Below are 22,945 nucleotides of genomic sequence, written 5' to 3'. Positions count from 1 at the left end.
TGCCCTCCCTGGTGCACTTCAGCGGCACGCATTGCCAACCTGCAAACCTCGGCGCTATGGTGAGTCCGTGTATCCTGGCACGCGAAAACCTGCCTGCCGCGCCGCCGCGGCTGCGCTCCTCTTTCTGCTTCTCTGCGTTTCCTTTCGGCAGGCACGAGCGCAGGACCCGGCGGTGCGCGCCGCCGTGGAGCGCGGTACCGCGGCACTGCGCAGCGGCAACCTGGACGCGGCCGAAAAGGCATTTCGGCAAGCCGTAGAGCTGGCGCCGAAGCTCGCTGAAGTTCATCTGGACCTGGCGCTCTTGCTGGCTCGCGAAGGCAAAGTTTCTGAAGCGATACCCAGACTTCGCGAAGCCATCGCACTCAACCCGCAGCTCCCCTCCGCCCACCTCTTCCTCGGCATTTTTCTTCAGCAGGTAAACCAGCCCGACCAGGCCCGCACGGAACTTCAAGCCGAGCTCGCGCTCGACCCTAATAACGTGGAAGCTCTTAGATGGCTGGGGACAGTGGATCTTTCGCAGGAACATCCGGAGCTCGCCGCCGCATCGTTCGATCGCGCTGTCGCGCTTGCTCCCAATGACCTGGGCCTGCTTGAGCTCCGCGGCCGCGCACACAACCAGGTCGCTCGCGAGAGTTACACGCGGATGTCCAAGATTGATCCGAACAATTGGCACGTGCACCGCGTGCAAGCCCAGCTCTATGCAGAAGTCGGTGAGCACACTCAGGCAATTACCGAGTACCAGGCGGCGCTGAAGCAACAGCCGAAGAACCCGGATCTGTTGGAAGCTCTAGGCGACGAGTACCGTGCGACCAGCCGGCTGGATTCCGCAGCGGATGCGTACCGGCAGGAACTCGAGATCGTCCCCGCAAATCCAGTGGCCATGTACAACGTGGGCAGCATCGCCATCGAACGCGGAGACGCCGCTACTGGCGTTCCGCTCCTCGAAGCCATGATCAAGACCTTCCCTGATTCGCCGGTCGCGGAGTACTTTCTCGGCCGAGGACTTGCAGCGAGCGGGCGCTACGAGGAGGCCGTCGACTGGCTGAAGCGCAGCGCCGCTGCGGACAAAGATGGCGAGATAGGAAAGCGCTCCTGGTACGAACTGGCGCGCGTTTACACCAGACTGCATCGCACCGGCGATGCTGAGACAGCGCAGCGCGAATACAGCCGTCTCCGCGACCAGCAAGAAAAAAAGAGTGCGCAAGAGACGCAGGAGTGGAGAAAACTCGCGCATCCCGACAGCAAATAACGGCGTGCTGCCGGCTCACTCGTGTTCTGGTGATTGGAGCGCATGGTGCTTTGAATAAGGAGATTACCCGTGCAGAAAAGACGGAAAGAACACAGCGGAGCTGCACCACGGGCAAGCTCGACTCGTGGCAATCGTGCTTTGCACCGCCTGTTCGTCTGCATGCTCGCGTTCGGAGCGGGGTTGCTGGTGCAATCAACACCAGCGCAGGTGAGTGGGCCACCTTCGGCCGCGCACTCCGTGGATCCATTTACGGCCGCGGACGCCGGCGGCAATGTTTTCGTTGGGCCTGCCGTGCCGTTCGGAATGGCGAAGCCTGGTCCTGATATGAACGCCGGTGCCAACGACGCGAATGCGGGATGGGCGTCGACCGGCACGATTCGTGGGTTCAGCCAGACGCATGTCAGTGGGACCGGTGGCGGCGCGAAGTATGGCAACGTCTTGGTGCAGCCCACGACGGGAGCAGTGGACCCGCGCAGCTACGATTCGCCGCGTGCGGCCGAGCGCGCTGCGATCGGCCTCTACAGCGTGACTCTGCAAAGGTTCGGCATTCAGACCGAAATCACGGCGGCTCGGCGCACCTCGGTATACCGCTTTACCTATCCGGCCGCGCAGCAAGCCAACATCCTGTTCGATATGGGCCGTTGCCTGAGCGCCTATGCAAGCGCTGGCGAAGGGCAGACTGTGCTTGCCTCGGAAGTGAACATCGTTTCGCCGACAGAGGTCACCGGCTCGACCACCGTCACCGGCGGGTGGAACAAGCAGACCACGACATACACGGTCCATTTCGATGCGCGCACAGACACGCCTGCGAGAGCATTCGGAACATGGACGGACAGTCGTACACCGCAACCGGGCAGTCGGGCTGTGCATGCGCGCGGCGGAAGTGGCGGGTATTTGAGCTTCGCAACCACACGCGGACAAGAGGTGCGCATGAAGGTGGGCATCTCCTTCGTGAGCGTGGAGCAGGCGAGGAAGAACGCGGAAGAGGAAGTAAGGGCTTTCGATTTTACCGGCACACGCAATGCGCTGATTGCTGCGTGGGACAAGGCACTAGGCGCGGTGGATGTGCATGGAGAGACCGCCGATCAGCGATCCATGTTGTACACGGCGCTGTACCACACGATGCTGATGCCGGTAGACCGCACGGGTGAGAATCCGCTGTGGACGTCGAACGAACCGTACTACGACGACTACTACGCGATTTGGGACACCTTTCGCAGCTCCGGACCCCTGTTGACGTTGATTGCACCCGACCGAGAGCGCGACATGGTGCGCTCACTCGTGGACATCTACCGGCATGAAGGCTGGTTGCCGGATGCTCGCAGCGGCAACTTCACCGGACGGACGCAGGGCGGGAGCAATGCGGAGTTCCTGATCACGGACGCGTATCTGAAAGGACTGGGCGGGATCGACTGGGCGACAGCATACGCGGCGGAAGTGAAGGATGCGGAGAGCACGCCCCCAGACCAGATCCAGGAAGGGCGCGGTGGACTCGACGACTGGAAGACGCTGGGCTATGTCTCGATAGAAGGGGTGGACCGGCCCGGTTCCAAGCAGATGGAATATGCAGCGGACGATTTCGAGATCTCGCTGCTCGCAGATGGCTTAGGAAAGCGGGACGACGCCGCAAAGTACCGGGCGCGCTCGGCGAACTGGCGCAAGCTTTGGGATAACACTCTAAGCGACAGAGGCTTTCAGGGGTTCATTCGTCCGCGGCATCGCGACGGTCAATGGCTGGAGCCGTTCAAAACCACGGATTCGGGCAGTTGGGAAAGCAAGACCTTCTACGAGGGCAATTCCTGGACCTACTCGCTTTTCGTTCCGCAGGATGTCGCCGGTCTGATCGAACAGTGTGGCGGTCCCGAGCGCTTTGTCGCACGGCTGGATAGTTTCTTCGCGAACCCCGGTCTCTACGATGTTGGCAATGAGCCCGGCTTTCTGTCGCCCTACCTTTATGTGTATGCGGGCCGCCAGGACAAGACGGCCGAGCACATTCGCGACATCTTGGCGAAGAACTATCATCCCGGCAAGATGGGCATGGCTTTCAACGACGACTCGGGCGCCATGTCGTCCTGGTACGCGTTCGGCCAGATCGGGATCTTTCCAAACGCAGGGCAGGACATCTACCTGATCGGCAGCCCTGCGCTGCCCGAGGTCACACTGCATCTCACGGGCGGGAAAGATCTCGTGATTGTAGCGCCCGGCACCTCAGCGACCAACCGGTACGTCACAGCGGCGGAGTGGAATGGGCAGCGGCTCGACCGGGCATGGCTGCGACACAAAGAGATCGCGCAGGGCGGTCGGCTTGTGCTCACCATGGGACCGTCGCCTGTTCGCTGGGACACTGGCGGACCTCCGCCTTCGTACCCTGGAGTGTCAGCCAACCCACTGCATCGCTAATACATGGAGACGATCTGAAGCCCCATTTCTTCCGACAGATTATGAACGCGCGTTCGGTTATTCGTTGTCGGGTCGGTTCTGCACGGGAACGTAGGGGCCGCGGCGTAGGTCGTGGCTGTGGCGCACGATGTGTGGCGTGACGAGCAGCACGAGGGTGGTGTGCGAATCGTTGTCGGTTCTATCAGTCAGGTTGCGCAGACCGGGGATAGAGTTCAGGCCCGGAATGCCAGTGACCGCAGCGGCTTCGCTGTCCGCAACGTGGCTGGTCATGACGACGGTTTCGCCGTCACGCAGCGAAAGTGAGGATGCGATGTCGCGGCTGGCCAGGATGGGGATGCCGTTGATGGAGTTGCCGGACAGCGCGGAGATCTTTACCTCAAGCTTCAGGGCGACCTCTTCGCGATTCATCACACGCGGCGTCGCATTGACCGTCAGGCCGATGTCTTCGTACTGAAACTGCGGGATGGTCGGCACAGACGTGAGAGCGCTGGCTGCCGAACTGCCCAGGTACTGCGAAAGCAGGGACGACAACGAGCCGGTGGCGTTCGTGCCGGTCGCGATGTCGCTGAAGATCGCCGTCTGAATTGGATAGCGCGAACCCGCTTTGAAGATTGCAGTCTGCCGGTCGGCGACGCGTAACTGCAGGTCGTCCAGGGCGACCGCCTGCGAGGTCTGCAGGGCAAAGTTCAACGCGGGAAAAGAGGCGGTCGCCACGCCGATGGGCGTTACGCCGAAGCTATTCGTGCTCCCGGTGCCGGAGGTAAGGGCGCTGAGACCGCCGCCAAAGAGAAACAATGTGTTCTGCAGGATGCTGCCGTTCCCAAGGCCCGCGACAAAGACGAGATACGCCGCGATTTGGGCGCCCGTGGCACCTGCCGGCAGAGCGCCGTTCGCGATGAGTTGCTGAATTAGGGAAGCGTTGCTATTGAGCACGTTCTGAATCTCAGAACGGGCGGAGAACAGCGTAAAGGAGGTCGGCAGAGTCACGCCCAGATTGCGTACCTTGCTGCTGTCCACGCTGTACAGCTTCACGTCGACGGTGACTTCGCTGCTGCTGTCGATCAGGTCGGCGAGCACCGCGTCCATCGCGTGCAGCGTGTCTTCCGGAGCACGGATGACGAGAGCATTCAGCAGAGGCGAACTTTGCACCTGCTTCTGATCGGGAAGCTCGAAGACGGTCCGCAGCATCGTGCCGACTTCGTTGATCTGCTCGGCGCTATAGCCGGGCAGCGGGACCGTCTCTTCGAGCAGGTGCTCAAAGCGTTTGCGGTTCTGCTCCGTGTCCGCTGCAATCAGGATGCTGTGCTCGTCGAGCGGCGTGGGAAAGACGCCCGCCACCATGCCGAACACGTTCATGGCCGTGTTGTAATCGGCGTCGTCCAGGTCTACGCGGAACGAGCGGCTCTGCAGATCCGGGTCCAATGCAAGGCGCAAGCCGTAGATGGAACCAAGCTCTGCGGCGAAGGCGCGAGTATCTGTGGACTCGTGGAAGGTGTGGACCACTCGGTTTACCTGCGGAACAATGGCACCGGCGGGCACAAAGGCAAGTTGCTGCAGAGCCGGTCGCGCGACCAGCGGGCTTGGCAGGGCAGTCGTGTCGTGCTGCAGAACACGCGGGTTCGCAGGGTCGATGCCGCGGGCCTGCGCCAGCAGGCGGTCCGCAGCCGCGGGATTGCTGGAGCGCTCTTGCGCCGCGTGCTGCAGCAGGCCTGTCACACGGGCCTCCTGTGCAACGGAAAGCGCCTGGTAGAAGCTGGGCCGTGAAGGATCCTGCTGGATGGCGGTTGCGAAGTCGCGTGCCGCATCTTCGTAGCGGCGTTCGCGCATGTGCGCAAGCCCTCGATCGTAGGCACGATCGGCGAGTCGCCGCTCGTGCGCTGTGATGGGGTGAGCTGGGATTGCGGGTGGGGCCGAAGATGCTGCAGTGCCGCTGGCGCTCGCTGCGGCAGCGGAGGCCGAGTCTGTGGTCGCGCTACCCTGGCTCGCTGCAGCCTGCGGTGCGGGAGTCGCGGACGCGGCGGACTGCGCTCCCGCGTCGGCGGCCGAAGCCGCGGGTGCGGAAGGTGTGGGCTGGTCGGCCTGCGCACCAAGAGAACTTGTGCCAATCAGGGCAAGCGTCGCCGCCAGCGGCAGGATCATCGCGCAGCGACGGGAGCATACAGGCATCAACGGTTAGACGAGAGAGGGAACTAACGGGCGCTGCTGATGGACTGCACCTTGGCCAGGCGCTCCGAACGCGGCGGACGCTTCATGCCGCTGCGGATCTGGCTGGTGTCCAGGTCAAGCTCGGTCAATGTGCGGCTGAGGGTGTTGCGGTGCATGCCGAGCTCGGTCGCGCTCTTGCACTGATTGCCGCGATGATTGGTCAGGACGTGCAGCAGAAAGCGGCGCTTGAACTCGCGGACGCCCTCTTCGTACGAGATCCCGCTTGCATGCATCTGTCCCACCAGCATGTCTAGTTCACGCCTCACTGTGCCTCTCCCTCAACGGTGGTTTGTGTTGCGAAGCCGCGCTTTGCCGCAGCGCCGCCACGACGGACGCTGCCGGACAGCAGCCTTCTTCCAAAGTCCTGCGGCATCACGAAGGATACCCCATGCGCGGCGGTCTGCAAATAGGGCAAAAGGATCGAATTTCGCGCAAACGGCAGCGCGGAAAAAAACGGCGCGGCTGGGATGAGCGCGACCGCGAGCACCAGCACCGCCCTGGCGAAACCGAACGCGGCGCCGCCGAGCCGGTCGAAGAAACCCAGCCCCACTGCTTTTGCCGCCCCGCGCAGAACGCGGCCCATGAGCGCGGCCACCACATAAGTTCCGGTAAGAATCAGCAGAAATGCCACAATCTCTGCAAGTTGCGGCTGCCGGATCCATTGCTGAAGAATGTCGGCCAGCGCCGGAGCGTACCAGGCGGCCAGGACAATGCCCAGCAGCACGCCAAGTGCGGAGATGAGCGAACGGATGAGACCGCGCACGAACGCCATGGCGGTGCTCACGCCGACCAGCACAATCAGCGCCCAGTCCAGAGCGTTGAGCCCGCCGAACGTGGTTGGCGCGACAGGATCCACGGCGTGGTGAAGCTGTAGCATCGTCCGTCTAGACCTTCAGCGGTTGCCCCGTTAGCAGTTCAAATGCCTGCAGATATTTGGCTCGGGTTTGCGCGACCACCTCATCCGGCAGGGCGGGCGCGGGCGGCTGCTGGTTCCAGCGAATCGAGAGCAGGTAATCGCGCACGAACTGCTTGTCGAACGACGGCTGCGCCCCGCCGGGAGCGTAACCGCTGGCAAGCCAGTAGCGAGAGGAGTCCGGCGTGAGAACCTCGTCCGCAAGGACCAGGACGTCACCGTCGGCAGCCTGCCCGTGTGCAGCAAGGGTGCCGTGGAGGTCGGACCCGGGGACGAAGCCGAATTCGAACTTGGTATCGGCAAGGATGAGGCCCTTGCTTTCCGCGTGCTCGGAGGCTTTCGCGTAGATGCGGAGCGTCAGCTCACGTAAGTGCTCGGCCAGCGGTGCGCCGACGGCGGCGACCACGGCGTCGAAGCCGATGTTTTCATCGTGACCGGTGTGGTTCTTCGCAGCGGGTGTGAAGATCGGCTCGGGCAGGCGATCGCTTTCGCGCAGGCCGGCGGGAAGCTTGATGCCGCAGACCGCGCCGTCGCGCTGGTAATCCTTCCAGCCGGAGCCGGAAAGATAGCCGCGAGCAACGCATTCCACCGGCACCATGCGGGCGCGGCGAACCAGCATGCTGCGGCCCTGAAGCTGATCGCGATACGCGCGGAGTGCAGGCGGGTAGCTGTCGATGCTGGCCGTGATTAGATGGTTCGGCACAATCTCGCGCAGGTGATCGAACCAGAACAGCGAGATCTGTGTGAGCACCTTGCCCTTGTCAGGGATTGTGCTGGCGAGCACGTGGTCGAAGGCCGAGATGCGGTCGGACGCGACGAAGAACAGGCGGTCGTCGCCCGCGTCGTACAGGTCACGCACCTTGCCGGAAAGAACGTGCGGCAGACCGCCCAGCGCTGGAACTTCGTTCGCCATGCTGTTAGTGGAACACGGTCCGGCCTGTAGCTGAAGCCGGGCCGCACCCACTCGGTTACCAACGATGCGGCTTACGCGACGCGGCGTTCAGCCCGGTTCAGGTTCACGCTGACGATCTTGCTCACGCCTGGCTCTTGCATGGTCACGCCGTAGATCACGTCGGCCTCGCTCATGGTGCGCTTGTGGTGCGTGATGACGACAAACTGCGTGTTCTTGCTCATCTCGTGAATCAGGCGCGCAAAGCGGCCCACGTTGGCCTCGTCCAGCGGGGCGTCCACTTCGTCCAGCACGCAGAACGGGCTGGGCTGGAATTCGAAGATGCCGACGAGGAGCGAAAGTGCAGTGAGCGCCTTTTCGCCACCGGAGAGCAGGAGAACGTTCTGCAGCTTTTTGCCCGGCGGTGACGCGACCAGGTCGATGCCGCTTTCGGCGGAGTTTGCCTCGTCGGTCAGCTTCATGAACGCTTGACCGCCGCCGAAGAGCTTCACGAACGTGTCTGCGAAGTTCTTGTTGATGATCTCGAAGGCCTCGTCGAACTTGGCCTTGCTGATCTCGTCGATCTCCTTGATCGACGCCTGCGTGTTGCCGATGGAGTCGAGCAGGTCCTTGCGCTGGGTTTCGAGGAAACCGTGGCGCTGTTGCGCTTCGGCAAATTCTTCCAGCGCCATCATGTTGACCGGACCCATCGCTTCCAGCTTGCCTTTAAGGGTCCGGGTCTCCTGCTCCGCTGCGGCGAGTGTGGTTGCATCGTCGATGCGCTGCACGGCTTCGTCTGCACGCAGGGCAGCCGCCTCGAGGCTCAAGTCTTCGAGGGTCTGCGCTTCCAGGTGCTCGATGTCGCTGGTCAGCTTGGCGATCTTCTGCTGCAGGCCGCTGCGCTGTTCGCGCAGAGTCTCGACTTCGCCGCGCAGGGTGCGCAGGGCGGTGTTCTTTTCTGCAAGCGACGCTCGCAGAGCCGACGCCTCGGCCGTCAAGCGCTGCACGTCAGCGGCGGCCTGCTCGCGGGCGGCGGTCAGCTCGGTGTGCTGCGCCGCGAGTTGCACGTTCTCCTCTTCGCGACGCGCGCGCTCGGCCGTGTTCGCCGCGATCTGCGACTCAAGCTGCATCTGGCGCTGCTGCTGGGTGTTCTGCATGCGCTGGTTCTGCTCGAAGTTGGCGGAGGCGTTACGGCGGCGCTCTTCCAGGCCAGCCAATGCGGCGGCAGCGGCGGCGGCAGCGGCCTGCACCTCTTCGCGCTTGCGGCGCAGATCGTCTACGCGCAAGACGGCCTCGTTCACGCGAGCCTCGATGGCCTCGCGCTCGGCGGTCAGTTGCGCCGCCTCGGCCTGCTTGCGCTCGATCAGGTCCTGCTTTTGCGCGCGGGCGTCGCGGTTGCGCTCTGAGTGCAGTTGCCAGTCGGTCAGGCGGCGCTCGATGCGGGCCGCTTCCGATTCCATCTGGCGCAGGGCAGCGCCACTGTTGGCGGCTTCACGCTCAGCGTCGCGACGCTCGTTCTGCTTGGATTCCAGAGCGTGTTGATGCTCCTGAATCTGCTTCGTCAAGCCGCCAACCGAAAGCTCGGTGTTGCTCAATTCCTGCTGTACGTGCTCGAGCTTCGCCTGGATGTCGCGCAGCTCGCGCTTCAAGGCAAGCGGACCTTCGCTACGTGCCTTGCCGCCGGTCACGGTCAGGTTGTGAAACGTCTCACCACTTGGTGAAAGGAAGAACGCCTCTGGGTTCTCCATCGCGAGCGAACGGGCGGTGTTGCTGTCCGGCGCGATGTAGCCTTCGCGCAGCTTGGGCAGCACAACCTCAAGTGATCGACCGAAGCCGTTCAAAACGCGGATGCAGTTCTTCAGCGGCTGCACGCGATCCACGTTGTGCGATCGGCTTTCCATGCCTGCGGCGAACGGGAACCCGGTCTGGGGGTTCTCTTCGTGAACGAGGAAGGTTGCGCGGCCGTCTACGTTGCCCTTGAGCATGCCGATGCCGTGGTCGGCGGCGTCCCAGCTCTTCACCACGATGTAGTTCAGCTCTTCGCGCAGGAACTCGTCGACAACGGCACCGTACTGATCATCGACTTCCAGGAAGTCGGCAAGCGTTCCGACCGGGGCCACACCCGCGTTCGCCTGGTTCGCCTTGAAGATCTTGCGTACCGTTTCCGTGGAGTAGCTGTGGTCGCGGATGAGCGACTCCAGCGAGTTCTTGCGGCCCAGCAGCGTCGCGGCCTCGGCGCGCAGATGGTCGCCGCGGCGGCGCGTCTCCATCTCTTCACGGCGGCGCGCTTCCAGGTCAAGACGCAATTGCGCGATCTCGGCCTCTAGGCGCTTCAGGCGATCGGTTACACCTTCGAACGTGATCGAGACCTGGCCGCGCTGCTTTCCGAGCGCTTCCAGCTCCTGGCGCGCCGTCTGGCTCTCCGTTTGCAGTCGCTGCGCCTCGCGATCCAGACCGGCCAGAGACTCGGTCGCTTGCGCCTCCTCGCGGTGCACCTGGCTGATGCGCTGCACCAGTTGCATACTCTGCTGGCGGCCCTGCTGTGCTTCGCGGTCGGCGTTGTTCACCTGCGCCGCGGACTCAGAGGCCTCGCGCTGCTTGGCCTGGGCCGCGTCGCGCGCAGCAGCAGTGTCTGCCGTGGCGGTTTCCAGAAAGAGCTGCAAACCGTCCCGATCGGCACGGAGCGCTTCCAGGTGGTGCTTCACCTGCTGCAGTTCATCGGCGCCGCTGGCCAGGCGCGCGGCCAGGTCTTGCACTCGGTCGGTGTTCGAATGCATGCGCGCGGTGGCGCGTTCGATTTCGACGCGCGTTTCGTTCACGCGTCCATTCGCAGCGCGCAGCTCCTCATCGAGTTCGTATCCGCGCGCCACGCCTGCCGCGTGCTCGGCGTCCAGCGACTCCAGCGTGCCAGCGTGCGCGTCGATCCTGGTGGTCAGATCGGTCACGGCGGCGGTGGCAATCTGTTGCTCACCATCCATCTGCAGCAGCCGGCTGCGCAGGACGATGCGCAGTTTGCCGCGCAACTCGTCGCGCAGCTCACCGTAGCGCTCGGCTTTGGCCGCCTGGCGCTTCAGCGACGCCATCTGTCGCGTGACCTCGTCGAAGATGTCGTCCACGCGGGAGAGGTTCTGCTTGGCAGCTTCCAGGCGCAGCTCGGCAAGGCGCTTCTTGGTCTTGAAGCGGGTGATGCCGGCAGCCTCCTCGATGATCGAGCGGCGATCCAGAGGCTTCGAGCTGAGCAGTTGGCCGATGCGCTCCTGCCCGATGATGGCGTAATTTTCACCGGACAGCCCCGTGCCGAAGAAGATGTCCTGGATGTCGCGAAGACGGCAGAGCTTGCCGTTCAGCAGGTATTCGGAGTCGCCGGAGCGGAACAGGCGCCGCGTCACGGTGATTTCGCCTGCGCGCACCGGGGCGCGGTTGAACTTGCGCCGACGCATCTTCAGCACAACGCCGGGTTGTGTCTGCGTACCGGCCTGGGCACCGTCTGCGGGGGCGTTTTCTTCGCCCGGTGCAGCCGCGGCGTCCTCGCCCAAGATCTCCTCAGCCTCTTCTTCAGGCTGAAGTGGACCGGGCTGCGCTTCTGCAACGGCAGCCTCGGTCGCCTCAGCGGCGGCACGGCGTTCGGCGGCTTCGTCCCAGTCGGCCACCGACGCCGTGTCAATCGCAACCGGCTCGTTCAGGTCGTGCCCGTCGTAAACCTCCGGGTCGACCAGCGTCAGCGAAACTTCCGCCATGCCGGTTGGTTTGCGGTCCCGCGTGCCCGCAAATATGACGTCTTCCATCTTGATTCCGCGGAGGCTCTTCGCCGACTGCTCGCCCAGCACCCAGGTGATCGCGTCGGAGATGTTCGACTTGCCACAGCCGTTCGGTCCCACCACAGCGGCGATTCCGTTGCCGGAAAGCTGCATGTCGGTGCGGTCACAAAACGATTTGAACCCAAGAATCTGAACGCGTTTGAGCTTGAGCAAGGTCGAGACCTCCACGAAAACCGCACAACCGCGTTGCGCGACTGACGCCCGCACCGTTGGACCGGCCGGGATGTATTCAGGCTAGAGGGCATTCCCGCCGGAATCAAGCAATGTACTCGCAATCTGTTGTGGATAAGCAGTCCGGAACCGCAAGGCGTGGCGTGCAAGGGTCACTTTAACCTCCGCGAGCGCAGGCACACGTTTGTCCCCGAGCGGCGTCCAAAGCAGCACGGCGTGGGCGGGGTGGCGCAGTAGGCGCTCGTTTACCGTTCGAAGCCGGCGCAGGTGCTCCGCGGCAGATCGGTCCGTTATTCGCTGCCGAGCGACACCTGTTACAGTGCTTGCATCGTATCGCTGTATTTGCAGTGCCAGAGTCTCTCTTGGGACCAGTCGATTTAGAACCACACAGGGAGTGTTCGATGAAGAAGGCAATTTTCGCCTCGATGCTCGCGGCCGCAGCCATTGCGGCTGCACCGTACTCGGCAGCAGCGCAGGCGGCGGCTCAGCCGGCCGCAGGCGGCCAAGCAGCAGCAGGTGGTCAGGCAGCCGCGGGTGGCCAGGTCCAGCTGTCGCCGCCGGAATTTGACGCGTACAACAAGGTGACAACGGCAGCCGATCCGGCCGGTAAAGCGGCGGCAGCAGAAGCCTTTCTTCAGCAGTTCCCGCAGAGCAGCGTGAAGAGCGCCGTGCTGCAGCAGCTCGCCGTGGCCTACTACAGCCAGCAGAACTGGGCCAAAGCCGCCGATGCGGCAGACCGCCTGCTGCAGGCCGACCCGAACAGCATCCAGGGTCTGTTCATCGCCACTTCGGCCGCAAAGACGCAGGGTGATCAGTCCTCTGACGCCGCGGCGCGCCAGTCGGCCTATGACAAGGCTGCCGGCTATGCCACGCGCGGTCTCGCCGCAACCAAGCCGGCGGCGATGGACCAGGGTCAGTGGGATACCGTAACCAAGCAGTTGGCGCCCATCTTCTACAGTGCCATCGGCATCGACGCGCTGGGCAAGAAGGACTACCCGGCCGCCATCTCCGCGTACACCTCCGAGTTGAAGGCGGTTCCGGAAGACCAGACCAAGCAGCCGGGTCCGATCCTGCAGGACACCTATTACTTGGGCACGGCCTACTACCAGTCCACGCCGCCCGATTACCTGAGCTGCACCTTTTACGCGACCCGCGCCGTGACCTACGCGCCGGACCAGTTCAAGGCGCAGTTCCAGCCCGTTGCCACGTATTGCTACAAGAAGTACCACGGTGGCGACGATGGTTATGACGCGGTGAAGACGGCCGCTGCGGCGAGCGTAAGTATGCCGGACACCCTGAAGACCTCGATCAAGCCTGCGCCAACGCCGGCCGATCAGGCGACGCAGGTTCTGGCTTCAGACAAGCAGGACGATCCGACTTTGGCAAAGACCAACCTGGCTGACCGTATGTTTGTCATCCAAAACGGCACCGCCGATCAGGCGGAGCAGGAGTTCACGCCGATCAAGGGCAAGGAAGCTCGCCTCTCGGGCGTTGTTGTCTCGATCGACGGAACAGACCTGAAGCTGGCCGTGACCGACGATGCCAAGGCGGCAAACCCGAAGACGGCCGACGTGGAAGTGACGTTGAAGGAGGCTCCGAAGACGACACCGGCGGTTGACGCGACGGTAGACGTAGTCGGCACGTTCGACAGCTACACGCAGCAGCCGCTGCTGGTGAAGATGACCGGTGGCGAGATCCAGGCGAAGGCACCCGCCCGTACCGCTCCGGCACGCCGCGCGACACCCACCCGCCGCCGCTAGGTCAGATCGGCGCAACACAGAAAGGGGGCGGCCGCCATGGCCGCCCTTTTCCGCGCCTCTTGCAGCGGCAGAGGCTACTCGCCCAGCATGATCCGGCGCACATGCGACGCTCGCCCGGTGCCGCCGTCACATTCGATCAACGTCGCGCACATCTTGGGATTGCCCTTGGCCGCCTCAAACTTGCGCGGCTGCCCTGTCAGGAACTTTTCGATCACGGCATCGCGTTCCACGCCGATCACCGAGTCGTAAGGGCCACTCATGCCTACGTCCGTCTGGTAAGCCGTGCCGTCCGGCAGGATGCGTTCGTCGGCCGTCGGGATGTGGGTATGCGTGCACAGAACCGCAGTCACGCGGCCGTCCAGGTACCATCCAAGTGCGACCTTTTCGCTGGTGGCCTCGGCGTGAAAGTCAACGAAGATGACCTTGGCCGCAATCGATCTCAGCAGTTCGTCCGCCTTCCGGAACGGATCATCGTTCTGCTGCATGAAGACGCGGCCCTGCAGGTTGATGACAGCGTAGGTCTGGCCGGTGGGCAGTGTGCCTTCGTACACCCCGAAGCCAGGGGTGGCTGGCGCAAAATTTGCTGGCCGGATGATCCGGCGCGGACGATCGTGCGAGTCGGCTGGCACCTTGATCCAGTCCAGCAGTTCTTTCTTGTCCCAGAAGTGGTTGCCAGTGGTGATCACGTCAGCACCCAAGTCGAACAGGTCGCCGGCGATCGCGGGCGTGATGCCGAAGCCGCCTGCTGCGTTTTCGCCGTTCATGATGCAAAGGTCGACGGCGTTGGATTCCAACACATGGCCGATATGTTCGGCGACAATGGCGCGCCCGGCGGATCCGAAGACATCGCCAACAAAAAGAATGTTCACATCCGCCAGTGTTGCAGCCCGGAACATCTGTCAGCAAGCGCCAATGCCGTTTCTAGCCGTAGAGCGCACGGCGTTCTGATCCGCGTCTGCATCTAGCTGTTCCATGGGTCTTCTCCACGACTTCAATCTGAAGCGCAAGGTCGTGGGGGTACTCGTAGACCGTCGCGGGATGCCGCAATCCGCAGCAGCGATCGCCGGTGATGCGGGTGCGGACGAGCGTGAGGTGGAGCGCCTGCTGGACGCCATGGTGCAGGCCCAATATGCGGCGAGTAGCCGAGTCCGTGGTCTTGAAGTCTTCGCACTAAATGAGGCGCAGGAAAGTGTCGGCAAAGTTCTGCATACGTTCGAAGACAAGAACGAGGCGTTCGAGCCGGGCATGACCCTGCGAGAGGATCGCCATGGCTGGACAGCCGAGCTGATGGACCCAGCCGGCCTGCTGGTGCACGGACGGTCGCGGGAAGAAGCGATGGTGCGTGGCCGGGCCATGATGGAGCGGATGTCTCAGCTTCCGAATGCAGCAATTCCCGAGGGGACCGCCTAGCCGGCCGTGTCGCTGAAGTCTTCTACAGCCCAGAAATAGCCGCGCACCTGGATTACCGAGATGCCGATGGCGCTGACCTGGTCGTCCAGGATGTTTTCACGGTGGTGCGGCGAATGCATCAGCGCTACGTGCATGTCGAGGATCGACGGGCCCACGCCAATGTTTTCCGTGATGCGATAGAAGCGCGCGCCGGCGCTGATGCCACGGTGCAGGAGGTCGGGTTCGCCGCGCAACTGATGCTCGAGCGAGTTGGTGCGAGCCATAAGCAGGGCATGGCGGTGCGCTGCATCCTGCAACTCCAAGCTGAAATGAACGGGTCGCAGACCAACCGCGGCGCGCTCGGCGTTGATGCTGCGCAGCAGGTACTGCTCCGCGATGGTGATGCGAGGCAGCACGCGGTACGTCGGCATCTGCGGGCGGGCCGACACGGGCAGCAGGGCCGCTGCCGCGAAGCAGGCAGTCCGCCGCAGAGCGCGGAGGGGCAGGGAACGCATGATGCCGGTTAGAACCCGCATTTCAGGATTATGCTTCGGGGCTGTCTGAAGATTTTTCGTCTGAGGCCTCCAGCACGGGCTTCTTCGCCGGCCGCAGTAGCGGGAAGAGGATGACGTCGCGGATGGAACGGGAGCCGGTGAGGAGCATGGTGAGCCGGTCGATGCCAATGCCCTCGCCGCCGGTGGGCGGCAGGCCGTAGGCCAGAGCGCGGACGTAGTCGGCGTCCATCTGGTGCGCCTCGTCGTCGCCGCGCTCGCGCTCGCCAAGCTGCGCTTCAAAGCGGCGGCGCTGGTCCTCGGGGTCGTTCAGCTCGCTGAACGCGTTGCCGACCTCGAAACCGCCAATGTAGAACTCGAAGCGCTCCACCCACTCGGGCTCGTCCGGCTTCACCTTGCTGAGGGGCGATACGGCAAGAGGGAAGTCGTAGATGATCGTCGGCTGGATCAGGTGGTGCTCGGCAACGTTTTCGAAGAGTTCGGCGATAGCCTTGCCGTCCCTCGGTATCTCCTGAGCCTCACCTTGAGGTGAGAACTTCCGGATCGCCTCGACCATGCTCAGGCGCTGCCATTTGCCAAGATCGATCTGCACCATCTCGCCTGCGCGCGGGCCCTTCGGCAGGGGGAAGTCGACTACCGTCGTTCCATTCACCTCGTTCGCGACAAAGGTGATCAACTCTTCCGTCAGGTCCATCATGTCCCAGTAGTTCGCGTAGGCCTGGTAGAACTCCAGCATCGTGAACTCGGGGTTGTGCTGGGTGCTGATCCCCTCGTTGCGGAAGTTGCGATTGATCTCGTACACGCGGTCCAGGCCGCCGACCACCAGCCGCTTCAGATAGAGCTCCGGCGCGATGCGCAGGTACAACTCCATGTCCATGGTGTTGTGGTGCGTGACGAAAGGCCGTGCCGCCGCGCCGCCCGCGATGGGCTGCATCATCGGCGTTTCCACTTCCAGGTAGCCGCGGCTGTCGAAGAACGTGCGCAAGGCGCGCAATACCTGCGCGCGCTTCACGAAAACTTCGCGGGCGGGCAGCCTCTTCATGCCGGCCGTGGCGACGGCGATTGCCTCCGGGTTGTCGCTGTCGGCGGCTGCCTCCTCGGCGGAGGGAGCTGCCGCCTCCTCACCCTCATCGGTGAAGAGGTCGAGGTAGCGCTGGCGGTAGCGAAGCTCAATGTCCTGCAGACCATGGAACTTGTCCGGCAGCGGGATCATGGCCTTGGCGAGAAAGGTGAGCGTCTCGGCGTGGATGGTGAGTTCGCCGGTCTTGGTGCGGAACAGATACCCGCTTACGCCAACGTGATCGCCCAGGTCGAGCAGCTTGTAGAGCTCAAAGGCGCGCTCGCCCACGGCGTCCTGGCGAACATAGATCTGAAGGCGGCGGCCGTTGTTCTGCAGTACCGCGAAACCCGCCTTGCCCTGGCGACGGTGAGCCATCAAACGTCCCGCGAGGGCGACGTGCGGGCGATCCGCTTCGAGCGTCTCCGCAGAGGCATCGTCGAACTGCGCACGAATTGAGGGAACGCCGCCCTCCGGCTCGAGTTTGAACTGGTTCGGGTAGGTCGCGGCCAGCTCGCTCAGGCCGTCCTGTGCGCCGAGTGCGGCGATCTTCTTCAGCTTCTCTTTGCGCTCTTCAAAGAGCCGCTCTTCGAACTCGGATGCAAACAACGTGGGTGCCTCACTTTGCGTGTGTCAGAGGCAAGTATAAAGTTCGTCTCCGGAGTAGAGTGGAAGCGCGAAGGGGACTCCATGGGCGAGTTGTTGCAACCGGTTCACGTGATGCTTCTGTTTGGATGGCTTTTGCCAGTTGGTCTCTTCATCTGGGCAGTTCAGCGCATCAGCCGGGCAATCGAAAATGCCGGTCGGGGATCGCGGAACGATACGATAAGGAACGATGGATAGCACTCCCGGCAAACCGAAGGGGACCCTTGGCGATCTCGTGAAAGCCGAGTCGATGATTCAGCTGGCGATCGGCCTGCCCGCGGGCTGCCTGATTGGCTGGCTCGTCGGGCACTGGCTGGACGGCAAGTTTCACCAGAACTGGATCGGCGTGGTCGGCATCCTGCTGGGCGCGGTGGGCGGATTTATCCAGATCTTTACGGTTGCCAGCAGGTACATGAAGAGCAGCGACGAATGATCGACGATGGGGACCAGAAGCGCAACCTGTGGGATGAGCCGATGCAGGTACCCGACGAGGAGATCGTCGCAACCGTTCCACCGACGCCGTATACCCAGGCGCAGGCAGCGGCAAGTTTGCAGCGAGCTGTGTGGCTGGTGCTGGCCTTTGCTGCCCTCGGCGCTCCGGTGGCGTGGTACCTGCGCGGGTGGCAGTCGGCGTGCCTGTTGCTGGTCGGTGCGGGCATCTCCGCAAGCGGCTTGTACGAATGGCGCCGATTGATGACGGCCCTGCTGCACCGCATGGATGCACAGGATGCGGTGCAGGCCTCCCTGCCTCAACCGGTTCCGCTGGAAGACCGCAAAGCGCCGTCGATCGGCTTCGCGGTTGCCGGTTTCATCGTACGCCTGGGTGTGGTGATCGCGGTTCTCTATGCTAGCCTTAGGTATCTGCACGGAAGTGTGCTCGCACTTGCGGCCGGACTCGCGATGAGCGTTCTTGCGCTTCTGATTGAGGGTCTTCGGCTGTTGCGCAGCGGCACAATCTAGCCGGGGCAGACCAAGATCAGACCATGCCGGAACAGCTAGTTTTTACCCGTTTGTTGAACCACCTGTTTGCCTCGCCGGCAGACGGCGTGCTGCGTGCGCTGCACATTCATGTTGCCGATCCAGCGGCCCCCATCAGCAATGGCTTCGCCATGGAGTTGCTGGTGTTTGTGCTGCTGCTGCTGTACTTTGTGGCCGTTCGCATTTCGCTCAGCGTGGAAAAGCCAAGCGCCGTTCAGCACTCGGCAGAGCTGGTGCACGAGTTTGTCTCCGGCCAGGGCGAGAGCATCATCGGGCACGGTTACGAGCGGTTCGTCACCTATCTGAGTGTGCTCGGGCTGTTCATCCTGGCGATGAACCTGCTCGGCCTGGTTCCGGGCTTCGAATCGCCGACCGCGACGCCTGTGGTTCCGCTGGGTTTGGCGCTGTGCACGTTCTTGTACTACCACTACCACGGTGTCCGGGCGAACGGCGTGGGCTACATCAAGCAGTTTCTAGGGCCGGTGTGGGCGATCAGCTGGCTGATGCTGCCGATCGAATTGATCTCGCACTGCGCGCGTGTGCTCTCGCTGACGGTCCGTTTGTACGCGAACATGTTCGCCGGCGACCTGGTCACGCTCGCGTTCTTCTCGCTGGTTCCGGTTGGCATTCCGCTGATCTTTATGGGTTTGCACCTTGCGGTGTCGCTGGTGCAGGCGTACGTGTTCATGCTGCTGGCGGCGATTTACCTGAGCCTGGCCGTTTCGCACGACCACTAGACTGCGGTGCAGAACTTGACTTTGACGGCTGTGGAGATGCCTTCGCCACAGCCGGGTTCGACCCGAGTGCAGCGTGAGGGGGACAGCACGGTGATCCTCAACCACCCACTGGCCGGGAACTTTGAAGGCGGAGTTCGACTATGAAGATGATGAAGTACATGTTTACGGTGATGGCGGTTCTGCTGATGGCAGTTCCGGCGTTTGCGCAGGAGGCTGCTGGTGCGGCTTCCAAGGGTTACCTCTACCTGGGCGCCGGCATCGGCATGGCCATTGCGGCCGGCCTGTGCGGTCTGGGTCAGGGCAAGGCGACGGCTTCGGCCGCGGAGGCGCTGGCGCGCAATCCGGGTGCGCGTCCTGGCATCTTCACCTTCCTGATTCTGGGTCTGGCGTTTATCGAGTCGCTGGCTCTGTTCACCTTCGTCATCATCTTCCTGAAACTCTCGTAGTTCGGGTACGCACGTGCAAGGCCCTCGCTTCGGTGAGGGCCTTTTGCTTTGCGGCTAGATACCCCACCCCGCCTCTGAGGCAAGTTCTTCATTCTTCGCAGTTTCGGAGGGCTATGCCGTGTAAGTTCTTCTGTGAATAGAACTTACGTGTAAGTTCCTGCCCGTCAGCAATTTACGAGCGAGTCTGTAGGCGAGCGGGGTAATTAGGATGGATCGACTGGTTTGGAGAGGTCCTATCTCTATTGTAGCTAGCTCGCTGTAATTGTATGCCAAGCCTAAGTGGCTGTAGGCACTGGCCTTAGGTGTTCAGAAGGCTTGACAGCTTCCGTGGGACTGAATCGCGCGTCAACGCTCGACGGCCGGCGTGTAGTTCCTACGTGTGGGTCACCCTTAGAGGTGGAGAGCGTTACTGGTGCCCGATCTAGCAACAGTCACTGTCTACCGAGCGGGTGGCACTCACTTAAAAGGTTCGGCCCCACTCAGATGCTGAGTGGGGCCGCGGGTGGTCCGGGTGAGGCTTACTTGCTGGCCAGTTCTGTGGCGGCTGTGCTGCGCGGTGGGCAGCAGCTCTTCGTGGCGACGGTGTGGGTCGGGTTGCCGAGACCGGTGCTGCCCTGGATAAAGGTGAGGACGTGGCCAGGGAGGATGCCGAGGAGCAGGGTAGCCAGAACGCAGACGGCCAGGCCGAAATAGGCCGGAATGGCAGCGGCGGAAGTGGGCTCGGCGGCCGCCGAACCGTTCGCAATGGCCACCGGGTTCAGCATCGGGTTGGTCGAGCCGACCGGGTCGAAGTCGATGGCGAGCGGAGCGGAGTAGCCGGTCGGGACGGAGTAGACGCGGGCGATGAGGCGCAGGTAGTAGAAGCAGGCGATGCCGGAGTTGAGCAGGCCGATGACGGCGAGCCAGACGTGCCCGGCGTGCAGGGCTCCGGCGAAGACGTAGAACTTGCCGAAGAAGCCGCCGGTGAACGGGATGCCGATCATCGAGAGCAGGAAAAAGCTGAACGCGGCGGCGAGCACGGGGTGCTGGACGGCGAGGCCGGTGTAGTCCTCGCCGGTGCGGAGGCGTTCGCGGTAGCCCGAGACGAGCGAGATGACGACGAAGGCGCCGACGTTCATGGCGGCATACGCGGCGGTGTAGAAGGCGGCAGCGGCGATGCCGTCCTGCGGGAAGGCCGTGAAGGCGACCAGCAGGTAACCGGCGTGCGCAATCGACGAGTAGGCGAGCATGCGCTTGACGTCGCGCTGCAGCAGGGCGCCGAGGTTGCCGATGGTCATGGAGAGAGCGGCGATGCCCCAGAGCAGCCAAGACCACTTGGACTGATAGAGCGGGAAGCCACCGAAGAGGATGCGAAGAAGGACGGCGAAGGCTGCGGCCTTGGGAGCGGTGGACATAAGGCCGACGACCGGCGGCGGAGCGCCCTGGTAGACGTCGGGTGTCCAGACATGGAACGGGGCCGCGGAGACCTTGAAGCCGATGCCGATGACGATCATGGCGATTGCGAGCAGAGCCAGCAGCGGCGTGGTCGTGGTGGCCAGAGCCGGAGCGATGACGCGCAGGTTGGTCGAGCCGGTGGCACCGAAGGTTAGGGCGATGCCGTACAGGAAGAATGCAGTGGCGAAGGAGCCCAGCAGGAAATACTTGATGGAGCTTTCGCTGGCGGCGGCCTGCGTCTTGCGGAAGCCAGCCATGATGTAGGTGGAGATGGACGAGATCTCAAGCCCGATGAAGACCATGAGCAGCTCGGTCGAGCAGGCCATGAGCATCATGCCAACGGCGCCGAAGCAGGTGAGCGCGAAGTATTCGCCAGCGTGACCCGCGTTGCCCTGGAAGTAGTCGAGCGAGGAGAGCAGGGTGACTGCCACGATAGCGGCGATGAGGACCTGGAAGAAGACCGAGTAGCTGTCGACCTGGATCGTGTTTGCGAAGGCGACGATTGTGCCGTGACCGAGTTGGACGAAACTCGCGACTCCTGCCGCAATGGTGCCGAGCAAGGCGAGCCAGCCGAGAGGCTTACGGCTGCTGCCGGCCGGCAGAACCGGTTCAAGCAGCATGATGGCGATGCCGGCCAGAGTAAGGATGTACTCGGGGAGAAGCGCGAGGAGGTTGGGGCTGTTCATCGAGTGGCGGCCTCCATGACCTTGGTGTTTGCCGCGACGATTTGGGCCTGTATGGCGGCCGGAGTCGGGCAGGCAGGACCCGCCTTGGTCAGGGCAGCGTGGGTCTGATCGGCGTCGAAGCGCGCGGGCACGTTGGCGTAGGTTGTTCCGAGCGGATCAAGTTGGCGCGTGAAATAGGGAGATGCGACGCCCATGATGACGAAGAGGGCGACCATCGGCCAGAGCGCGAGGTGCTCGCGGGCGGTCAGGTCCCAGCCCTTGCGCTCGGCGGAGATGTTGCCAAGGTCGGCGTAGAAGACGCGCTGGATCATGGTGAGCAGGTACGCGGCGGAGAAGATGACGCCGGTGGTGGCGATAGTCGTCCAGAGCATGTTGTGGTGCGAGAGCGCGGTCTGCGCGGTGCCGCTGAGGATGAGGAACTCGCCGACGAAGCTGTTAAGCGCGGGCAGGCCGACGTTGGACAGGGCCGTGATGACGAAGAGGGTGACCATCCAGGGCAGCTTGCCGGAGAGGCCGCCGAGGTCGCGCATGTCGTAGGTGCGATAGCGCTCGTAGAGCATGCCCATGAGCAGGAAGAGCGCGCCGCCCGAGATGCCGTGGTTCAGGATCTGGTACATGCCGCCGTCGAGGCCGTTGACGGTGAAGGTGAAGATGCCGAGAACGCAGAAGCTGAGGTGGCCGAGTGTGGAGAAGCTGGCGAGGCGCTTGAGGTCGTCCTGCACGAGGGCGAGGCAGGCGCCGTAGACGATGCCGATGGCGCCGAGGACGATGAGCAGAGGAGCGACGTGGCGCGACTGCTCCGGGAAGATGCCGAAGGAGAAGCGAAGGATCGAGTAGAGGCCCAGCTTGCCGGCGAGCACCATGACGGCGGCGGTGGGAGCTTCGGCGAAGGCGTCGATCATCCAGCCATGGAGCGGGAAAACCGGGACCTTCACGGCGAAGGCGACCAGGAAGGCAAGCGAGCAGAGCCAGAGCGCGTGCGACGAGCCCGGGATGGCGTGAGTGGCGGCGAGGGCGGCGAGGTCGGGCAGTTGGAAGGTGCCGGTCTGGACGTAGAGCCAGAGCATGCCGACGAGCAGGAGTGCCGAGGGAATGAAGGCGTAGAGAAAGAACTTGATGCCGGCGCGGCGGCGGTTCTCGGTGCGGCCGAAGGTGGCGATGAGGATGGTCATCGGCACGAGCGACAGTTCCCAGAAGGCGTAGTAGAGGAACAGGTCGAGCGAGACGAAGACGCCGAGCATTGCGACCTGCTGGAGCAGGAAGAGCGTGTAGAAGAGCTTGCGGCGGCCGCTGATGGCGTTCCAGGAGGCGAGGACGCCGAGCGGTGCGAGGAAGCCGGAGAGGACGACGAGCCACATGCCGAGGCCGTCGACGCCGAGGTGGTAGTGGATGGCGGGCTGCGGAATCCAGAGGACGTCCTGCACGAAGCGGAAGGTCTGCTGCGAGCCGAAGGTGCGGCTGACGTCCGTGCCGTTGAAGTTCGCGGGAAGGTGCAGCGTGAGGACGAAGGTGACCAGCGTGACGACCAGCGCAGCGGCGGGCTGGAGCTTGCCGCGGTCGGGCAGAAGCGCGAGGATCAGCGCGCCGACGAGTGGCGTGAAGATGATGAGCGAGAGGATCGAGTGGTCGAAGGAATGCATGAAAGCTCGGTCCTTT

18 protein-coding genes and 1 pseudogene are annotated in these 22,945 nt (G+C 63.3%); 9 read left to right on the top strand and 10 right to left on the bottom strand.

Going from position 1 to position 22,945, the window contains the following annotated elements; translation table 11 throughout:
* Window positions 1-67: 67 nt before the first annotated feature.
* The 3 genes and pseudogenes from OHL12_RS17375 to OHL12_RS05130 form a co-directional block, all read left to right on the top strand.
* A pseudogene (locus OHL12_RS17375) lies at window positions 68-520 on the top strand (tetratricopeptide repeat protein); the annotation flags it as partial.
* A 123-nt stretch (window positions 521-643) separates the two neighbouring features.
* Window positions 644-1,249 carry a tetratricopeptide repeat protein gene (locus tag OHL12_RS05135; protein ID WP_263412754.1) on the top strand — a complete coding sequence of 202 codons (606 nt, stop codon included), beginning with the start codon at window positions 644-646 and terminating at the stop codon, window positions 1,247-1,249.
* Window positions 1,250-1,408: 159 nt separating this feature from the next.
* The gene (locus OHL12_RS05130) at window positions 1,409-3,649 is read left to right on the top strand and encodes a GH92 family glycosyl hydrolase (protein WP_263412753.1); all 2,241 of its coding nucleotides are present in this window, start codon (window positions 1,409-1,411) and stop codon (window positions 3,647-3,649) included.
* A gap of 57 nt (window positions 3,650-3,706) precedes the next feature.
* Here the strand turns inward: OHL12_RS05130 and OHL12_RS05125 are convergent, their stop codons facing one another.
* From OHL12_RS05125 to smc, 5 genes are all read right to left on the bottom strand, one after another.
* Entirely contained in the window at window positions 3,707-5,815 is a 2,109-nt protein-coding gene (locus OHL12_RS05125; protein ID WP_263412752.1) for a hypothetical protein, read from the bottom strand.
* A 23-nt stretch (window positions 5,816-5,838) separates the two neighbouring features.
* Window positions 5,839-6,120, bottom strand: coding sequence for a helix-turn-helix domain-containing protein (locus OHL12_RS05120; protein ID WP_263412751.1), 282 nt, complete (start codon window positions 6,118-6,120; stop codon window positions 5,839-5,841).
* Entirely contained in the window at window positions 6,117-6,731 is a 615-nt protein-coding gene (locus OHL12_RS05115; protein WP_263412750.1) for a CvpA family protein, read from the bottom strand. The genes OHL12_RS05120 and OHL12_RS05115 overlap by 4 nt, the downstream gene beginning before the upstream one ends.
* Before the next feature lie 7 nt (window positions 6,732-6,738).
* Window positions 6,739-7,680, bottom strand: coding sequence for a phosphoribosylaminoimidazolesuccinocarboxamide synthase (locus OHL12_RS05110; protein ID WP_263412749.1), 942 nt, complete (start codon window positions 7,678-7,680; stop codon window positions 6,739-6,741).
* Between the two features lie 71 nt (window positions 7,681-7,751).
* Complete coding sequence (gene smc / locus OHL12_RS05105) at window positions 7,752-11,627, bottom strand: chromosome segregation protein SMC (RefSeq protein WP_263412748.1); 3,876 nt, start codon at window positions 11,625-11,627, stop codon at window positions 7,752-7,754.
* A gap of 419 nt (window positions 11,628-12,046) precedes the next feature.
* On the opposite strand from smc, the gene OHL12_RS05100 reads away from it, so the two are divergent.
* Window positions 12,047-13,405, top strand: coding sequence for a YfgM family protein (locus OHL12_RS05100; RefSeq protein ID WP_263412747.1), 1,359 nt, complete (start codon window positions 12,047-12,049; stop codon window positions 13,403-13,405).
* A 74-nt stretch (window positions 13,406-13,479) separates the two neighbouring features.
* Here the strand turns inward: OHL12_RS05100 and OHL12_RS05095 are convergent, their stop codons facing one another.
* Window positions 13,480-14,274, bottom strand: coding sequence for a TIGR00282 family metallophosphoesterase (locus tag OHL12_RS05095; RefSeq protein WP_263412746.1), 795 nt, complete (start codon window positions 14,272-14,274; stop codon window positions 13,480-13,482).
* Between the two features lie 103 nt (window positions 14,275-14,377).
* Between OHL12_RS05095 and OHL12_RS05090 the strand changes: the two genes are divergently transcribed.
* Window positions 14,378-14,815, top strand: coding sequence for a hypothetical protein (locus tag OHL12_RS05090; protein ID WP_263412745.1), 438 nt, complete (start codon window positions 14,378-14,380; stop codon window positions 14,813-14,815).
* Here the strand turns inward: OHL12_RS05090 and OHL12_RS05085 are convergent.
* On the bottom strand, window positions 14,812-15,330 hold the full coding sequence (locus OHL12_RS05085; RefSeq protein ID WP_263412744.1) for a CAP domain-containing protein: 519 nt from the start codon (window positions 15,328-15,330) through the stop codon (window positions 14,812-14,814). The genes OHL12_RS05090 and OHL12_RS05085 overlap by 4 nt on opposite strands.
* A 7-nt stretch (window positions 15,331-15,337) precedes the next feature.
* Window positions 15,338-16,972: a lysine--tRNA ligase gene (locus tag OHL12_RS05080; RefSeq protein ID WP_263412743.1), complete on the bottom strand. Its 1,635-nt coding sequence runs from the start codon at window positions 16,970-16,972 to the stop codon at window positions 15,338-15,340.
* Between the two features lie 226 nt (window positions 16,973-17,198).
* On the opposite strand from OHL12_RS05080, the gene OHL12_RS05075 reads away from it, so the two are divergent.
* The 4 genes from OHL12_RS05075 (at window position 17,199) to OHL12_RS05060 (ending at window position 19,169) form a co-directional block, all read left to right on the top strand.
* Complete coding sequence (locus tag OHL12_RS05075) at window positions 17,199-17,441, top strand: AtpZ/AtpI family protein (RefSeq protein WP_263412742.1); 243 nt, start codon at window positions 17,199-17,201, stop codon at window positions 17,439-17,441.
* Window positions 17,438-17,968 carry a hypothetical protein gene (locus tag OHL12_RS05070; RefSeq protein ID WP_263412741.1) on the top strand — a complete coding sequence of 177 codons (531 nt, stop codon included), beginning with the start codon at window positions 17,438-17,440 and terminating at the stop codon, window positions 17,966-17,968. The genes OHL12_RS05075 and OHL12_RS05070 overlap by 4 nt, the downstream gene beginning before the upstream one ends.
* A gap of 23 nt (window positions 17,969-17,991) precedes the next feature.
* A complete protein-coding gene (atpB, locus tag OHL12_RS05065) occupies window positions 17,992-18,723 on the top strand; it encodes a F0F1 ATP synthase subunit A (RefSeq protein WP_263412740.1) in 732 nt (243 codons plus the stop codon).
* Between the two features lie 140 nt (window positions 18,724-18,863).
* Window positions 18,864-19,169, top strand: a complete 306-nt coding sequence (locus OHL12_RS05060; protein WP_263412739.1) for an ATP synthase F0 subunit C — start codon at window positions 18,864-18,866, stop codon at window positions 19,167-19,169.
* 518 nt (window positions 19,170-19,687) lie between these two features.
* On the opposite strand, the gene OHL12_RS05055 is transcribed toward OHL12_RS05060, so the two are convergent.
* Both OHL12_RS05055 and OHL12_RS05050 read right to left on the bottom strand, forming a co-directional pair.
* Window positions 19,688-21,289 carry an NADH-quinone oxidoreductase subunit N gene (locus tag OHL12_RS05055; protein WP_263412738.1) on the bottom strand — a complete coding sequence of 534 codons (1,602 nt, stop codon included), beginning with the start codon at window positions 21,287-21,289 and terminating at the stop codon, window positions 19,688-19,690.
* On the bottom strand, window positions 21,286-22,929 hold the full coding sequence (locus OHL12_RS05050; protein ID WP_263412737.1) for a complex I subunit 4 family protein: 1,644 nt from the start codon (window positions 22,927-22,929) through the stop codon (window positions 21,286-21,288). Before OHL12_RS05050 ends, OHL12_RS05055 begins: the two co-directional genes overlap by 4 nt.
* Between the last annotated feature and the right edge of the window lie 16 nt (window positions 22,930-22,945).

The organism is Terriglobus aquaticus (assembly GCF_025685415.1).
Classification (GTDB): domain Bacteria; phylum Acidobacteriota; class Terriglobia; order Terriglobales; family Acidobacteriaceae; genus Terriglobus; species Terriglobus aquaticus.
This window is presented reverse-complemented; position numbering and strand designations above follow the sequence as displayed.

What these genes read in the sequence shown, in the direction of transcription:
- OHL12_RS05135 (WP_263412754.1), top strand. Translation starts at nt 644, where the DNA reads ATGTCCAAGATTGATCCGAACAATTGGCACGTGCACCGCGTGCAAGCC.
- OHL12_RS05130 (WP_263412753.1), top strand. Translation starts at nt 1,409, where the DNA reads ATGCTCGCGTTCGGAGCGGGGTTGCTGGTGCAATCAACACCAGCGCAG.
- OHL12_RS05125 (WP_263412752.1), bottom strand. Translation starts at nt 5,815, where the DNA reads ATGCCTGTATGCTCCCGTCGCTGCGCGATGATCCTGCCGCTGGCGGCG.
- OHL12_RS05115 (WP_263412750.1), bottom strand. Translation starts at nt 6,731, where the DNA reads ATGCTACAGCTTCACCACGCCGTGGATCCTGTCGCGCCAACCACGTTC.
- OHL12_RS05110 (WP_263412749.1), bottom strand. Translation starts at nt 7,680, where the DNA reads ATGGCGAACGAAGTTCCAGCGCTGGGCGGTCTGCCGCACGTTCTTTCC.
- OHL12_RS05100 (WP_263412747.1), top strand. Translation starts at nt 12,047, where the DNA reads ATGAAGAAGGCAATTTTCGCCTCGATGCTCGCGGCCGCAGCCATTGCG.
- OHL12_RS05090 (WP_263412745.1), top strand. Translation starts at nt 14,378, where the DNA reads ATGGGTCTTCTCCACGACTTCAATCTGAAGCGCAAGGTCGTGGGGGTA.
- OHL12_RS05085 (WP_263412744.1), bottom strand. Translation starts at nt 15,330, where the DNA reads ATGCGGGTTCTAACCGGCATCATGCGTTCCCTGCCCCTCCGCGCTCTG.
- OHL12_RS05075 (WP_263412742.1), top strand. Translation starts at nt 17,199, where the DNA reads ATGGATAGCACTCCCGGCAAACCGAAGGGGACCCTTGGCGATCTCGTG.
- OHL12_RS05070 (WP_263412741.1), top strand. Translation starts at nt 17,438, where the DNA reads ATGATCGACGATGGGGACCAGAAGCGCAACCTGTGGGATGAGCCGATG.
- atpB (WP_263412740.1), top strand. Translation starts at nt 17,992, where the DNA reads ATGCCGGAACAGCTAGTTTTTACCCGTTTGTTGAACCACCTGTTTGCC.
- OHL12_RS05060 (WP_263412739.1), top strand. Translation starts at nt 18,864, where the DNA reads ATGAAGATGATGAAGTACATGTTTACGGTGATGGCGGTTCTGCTGATG.
- OHL12_RS05055 (WP_263412738.1), bottom strand. Translation starts at nt 21,289, where the DNA reads ATGAACAGCCCCAACCTCCTCGCGCTTCTCCCCGAGTACATCCTTACT.
- OHL12_RS05050 (WP_263412737.1), bottom strand. Translation starts at nt 22,929, where the DNA reads ATGCATTCCTTCGACCACTCGATCCTCTCGCTCATCATCTTCACGCCA.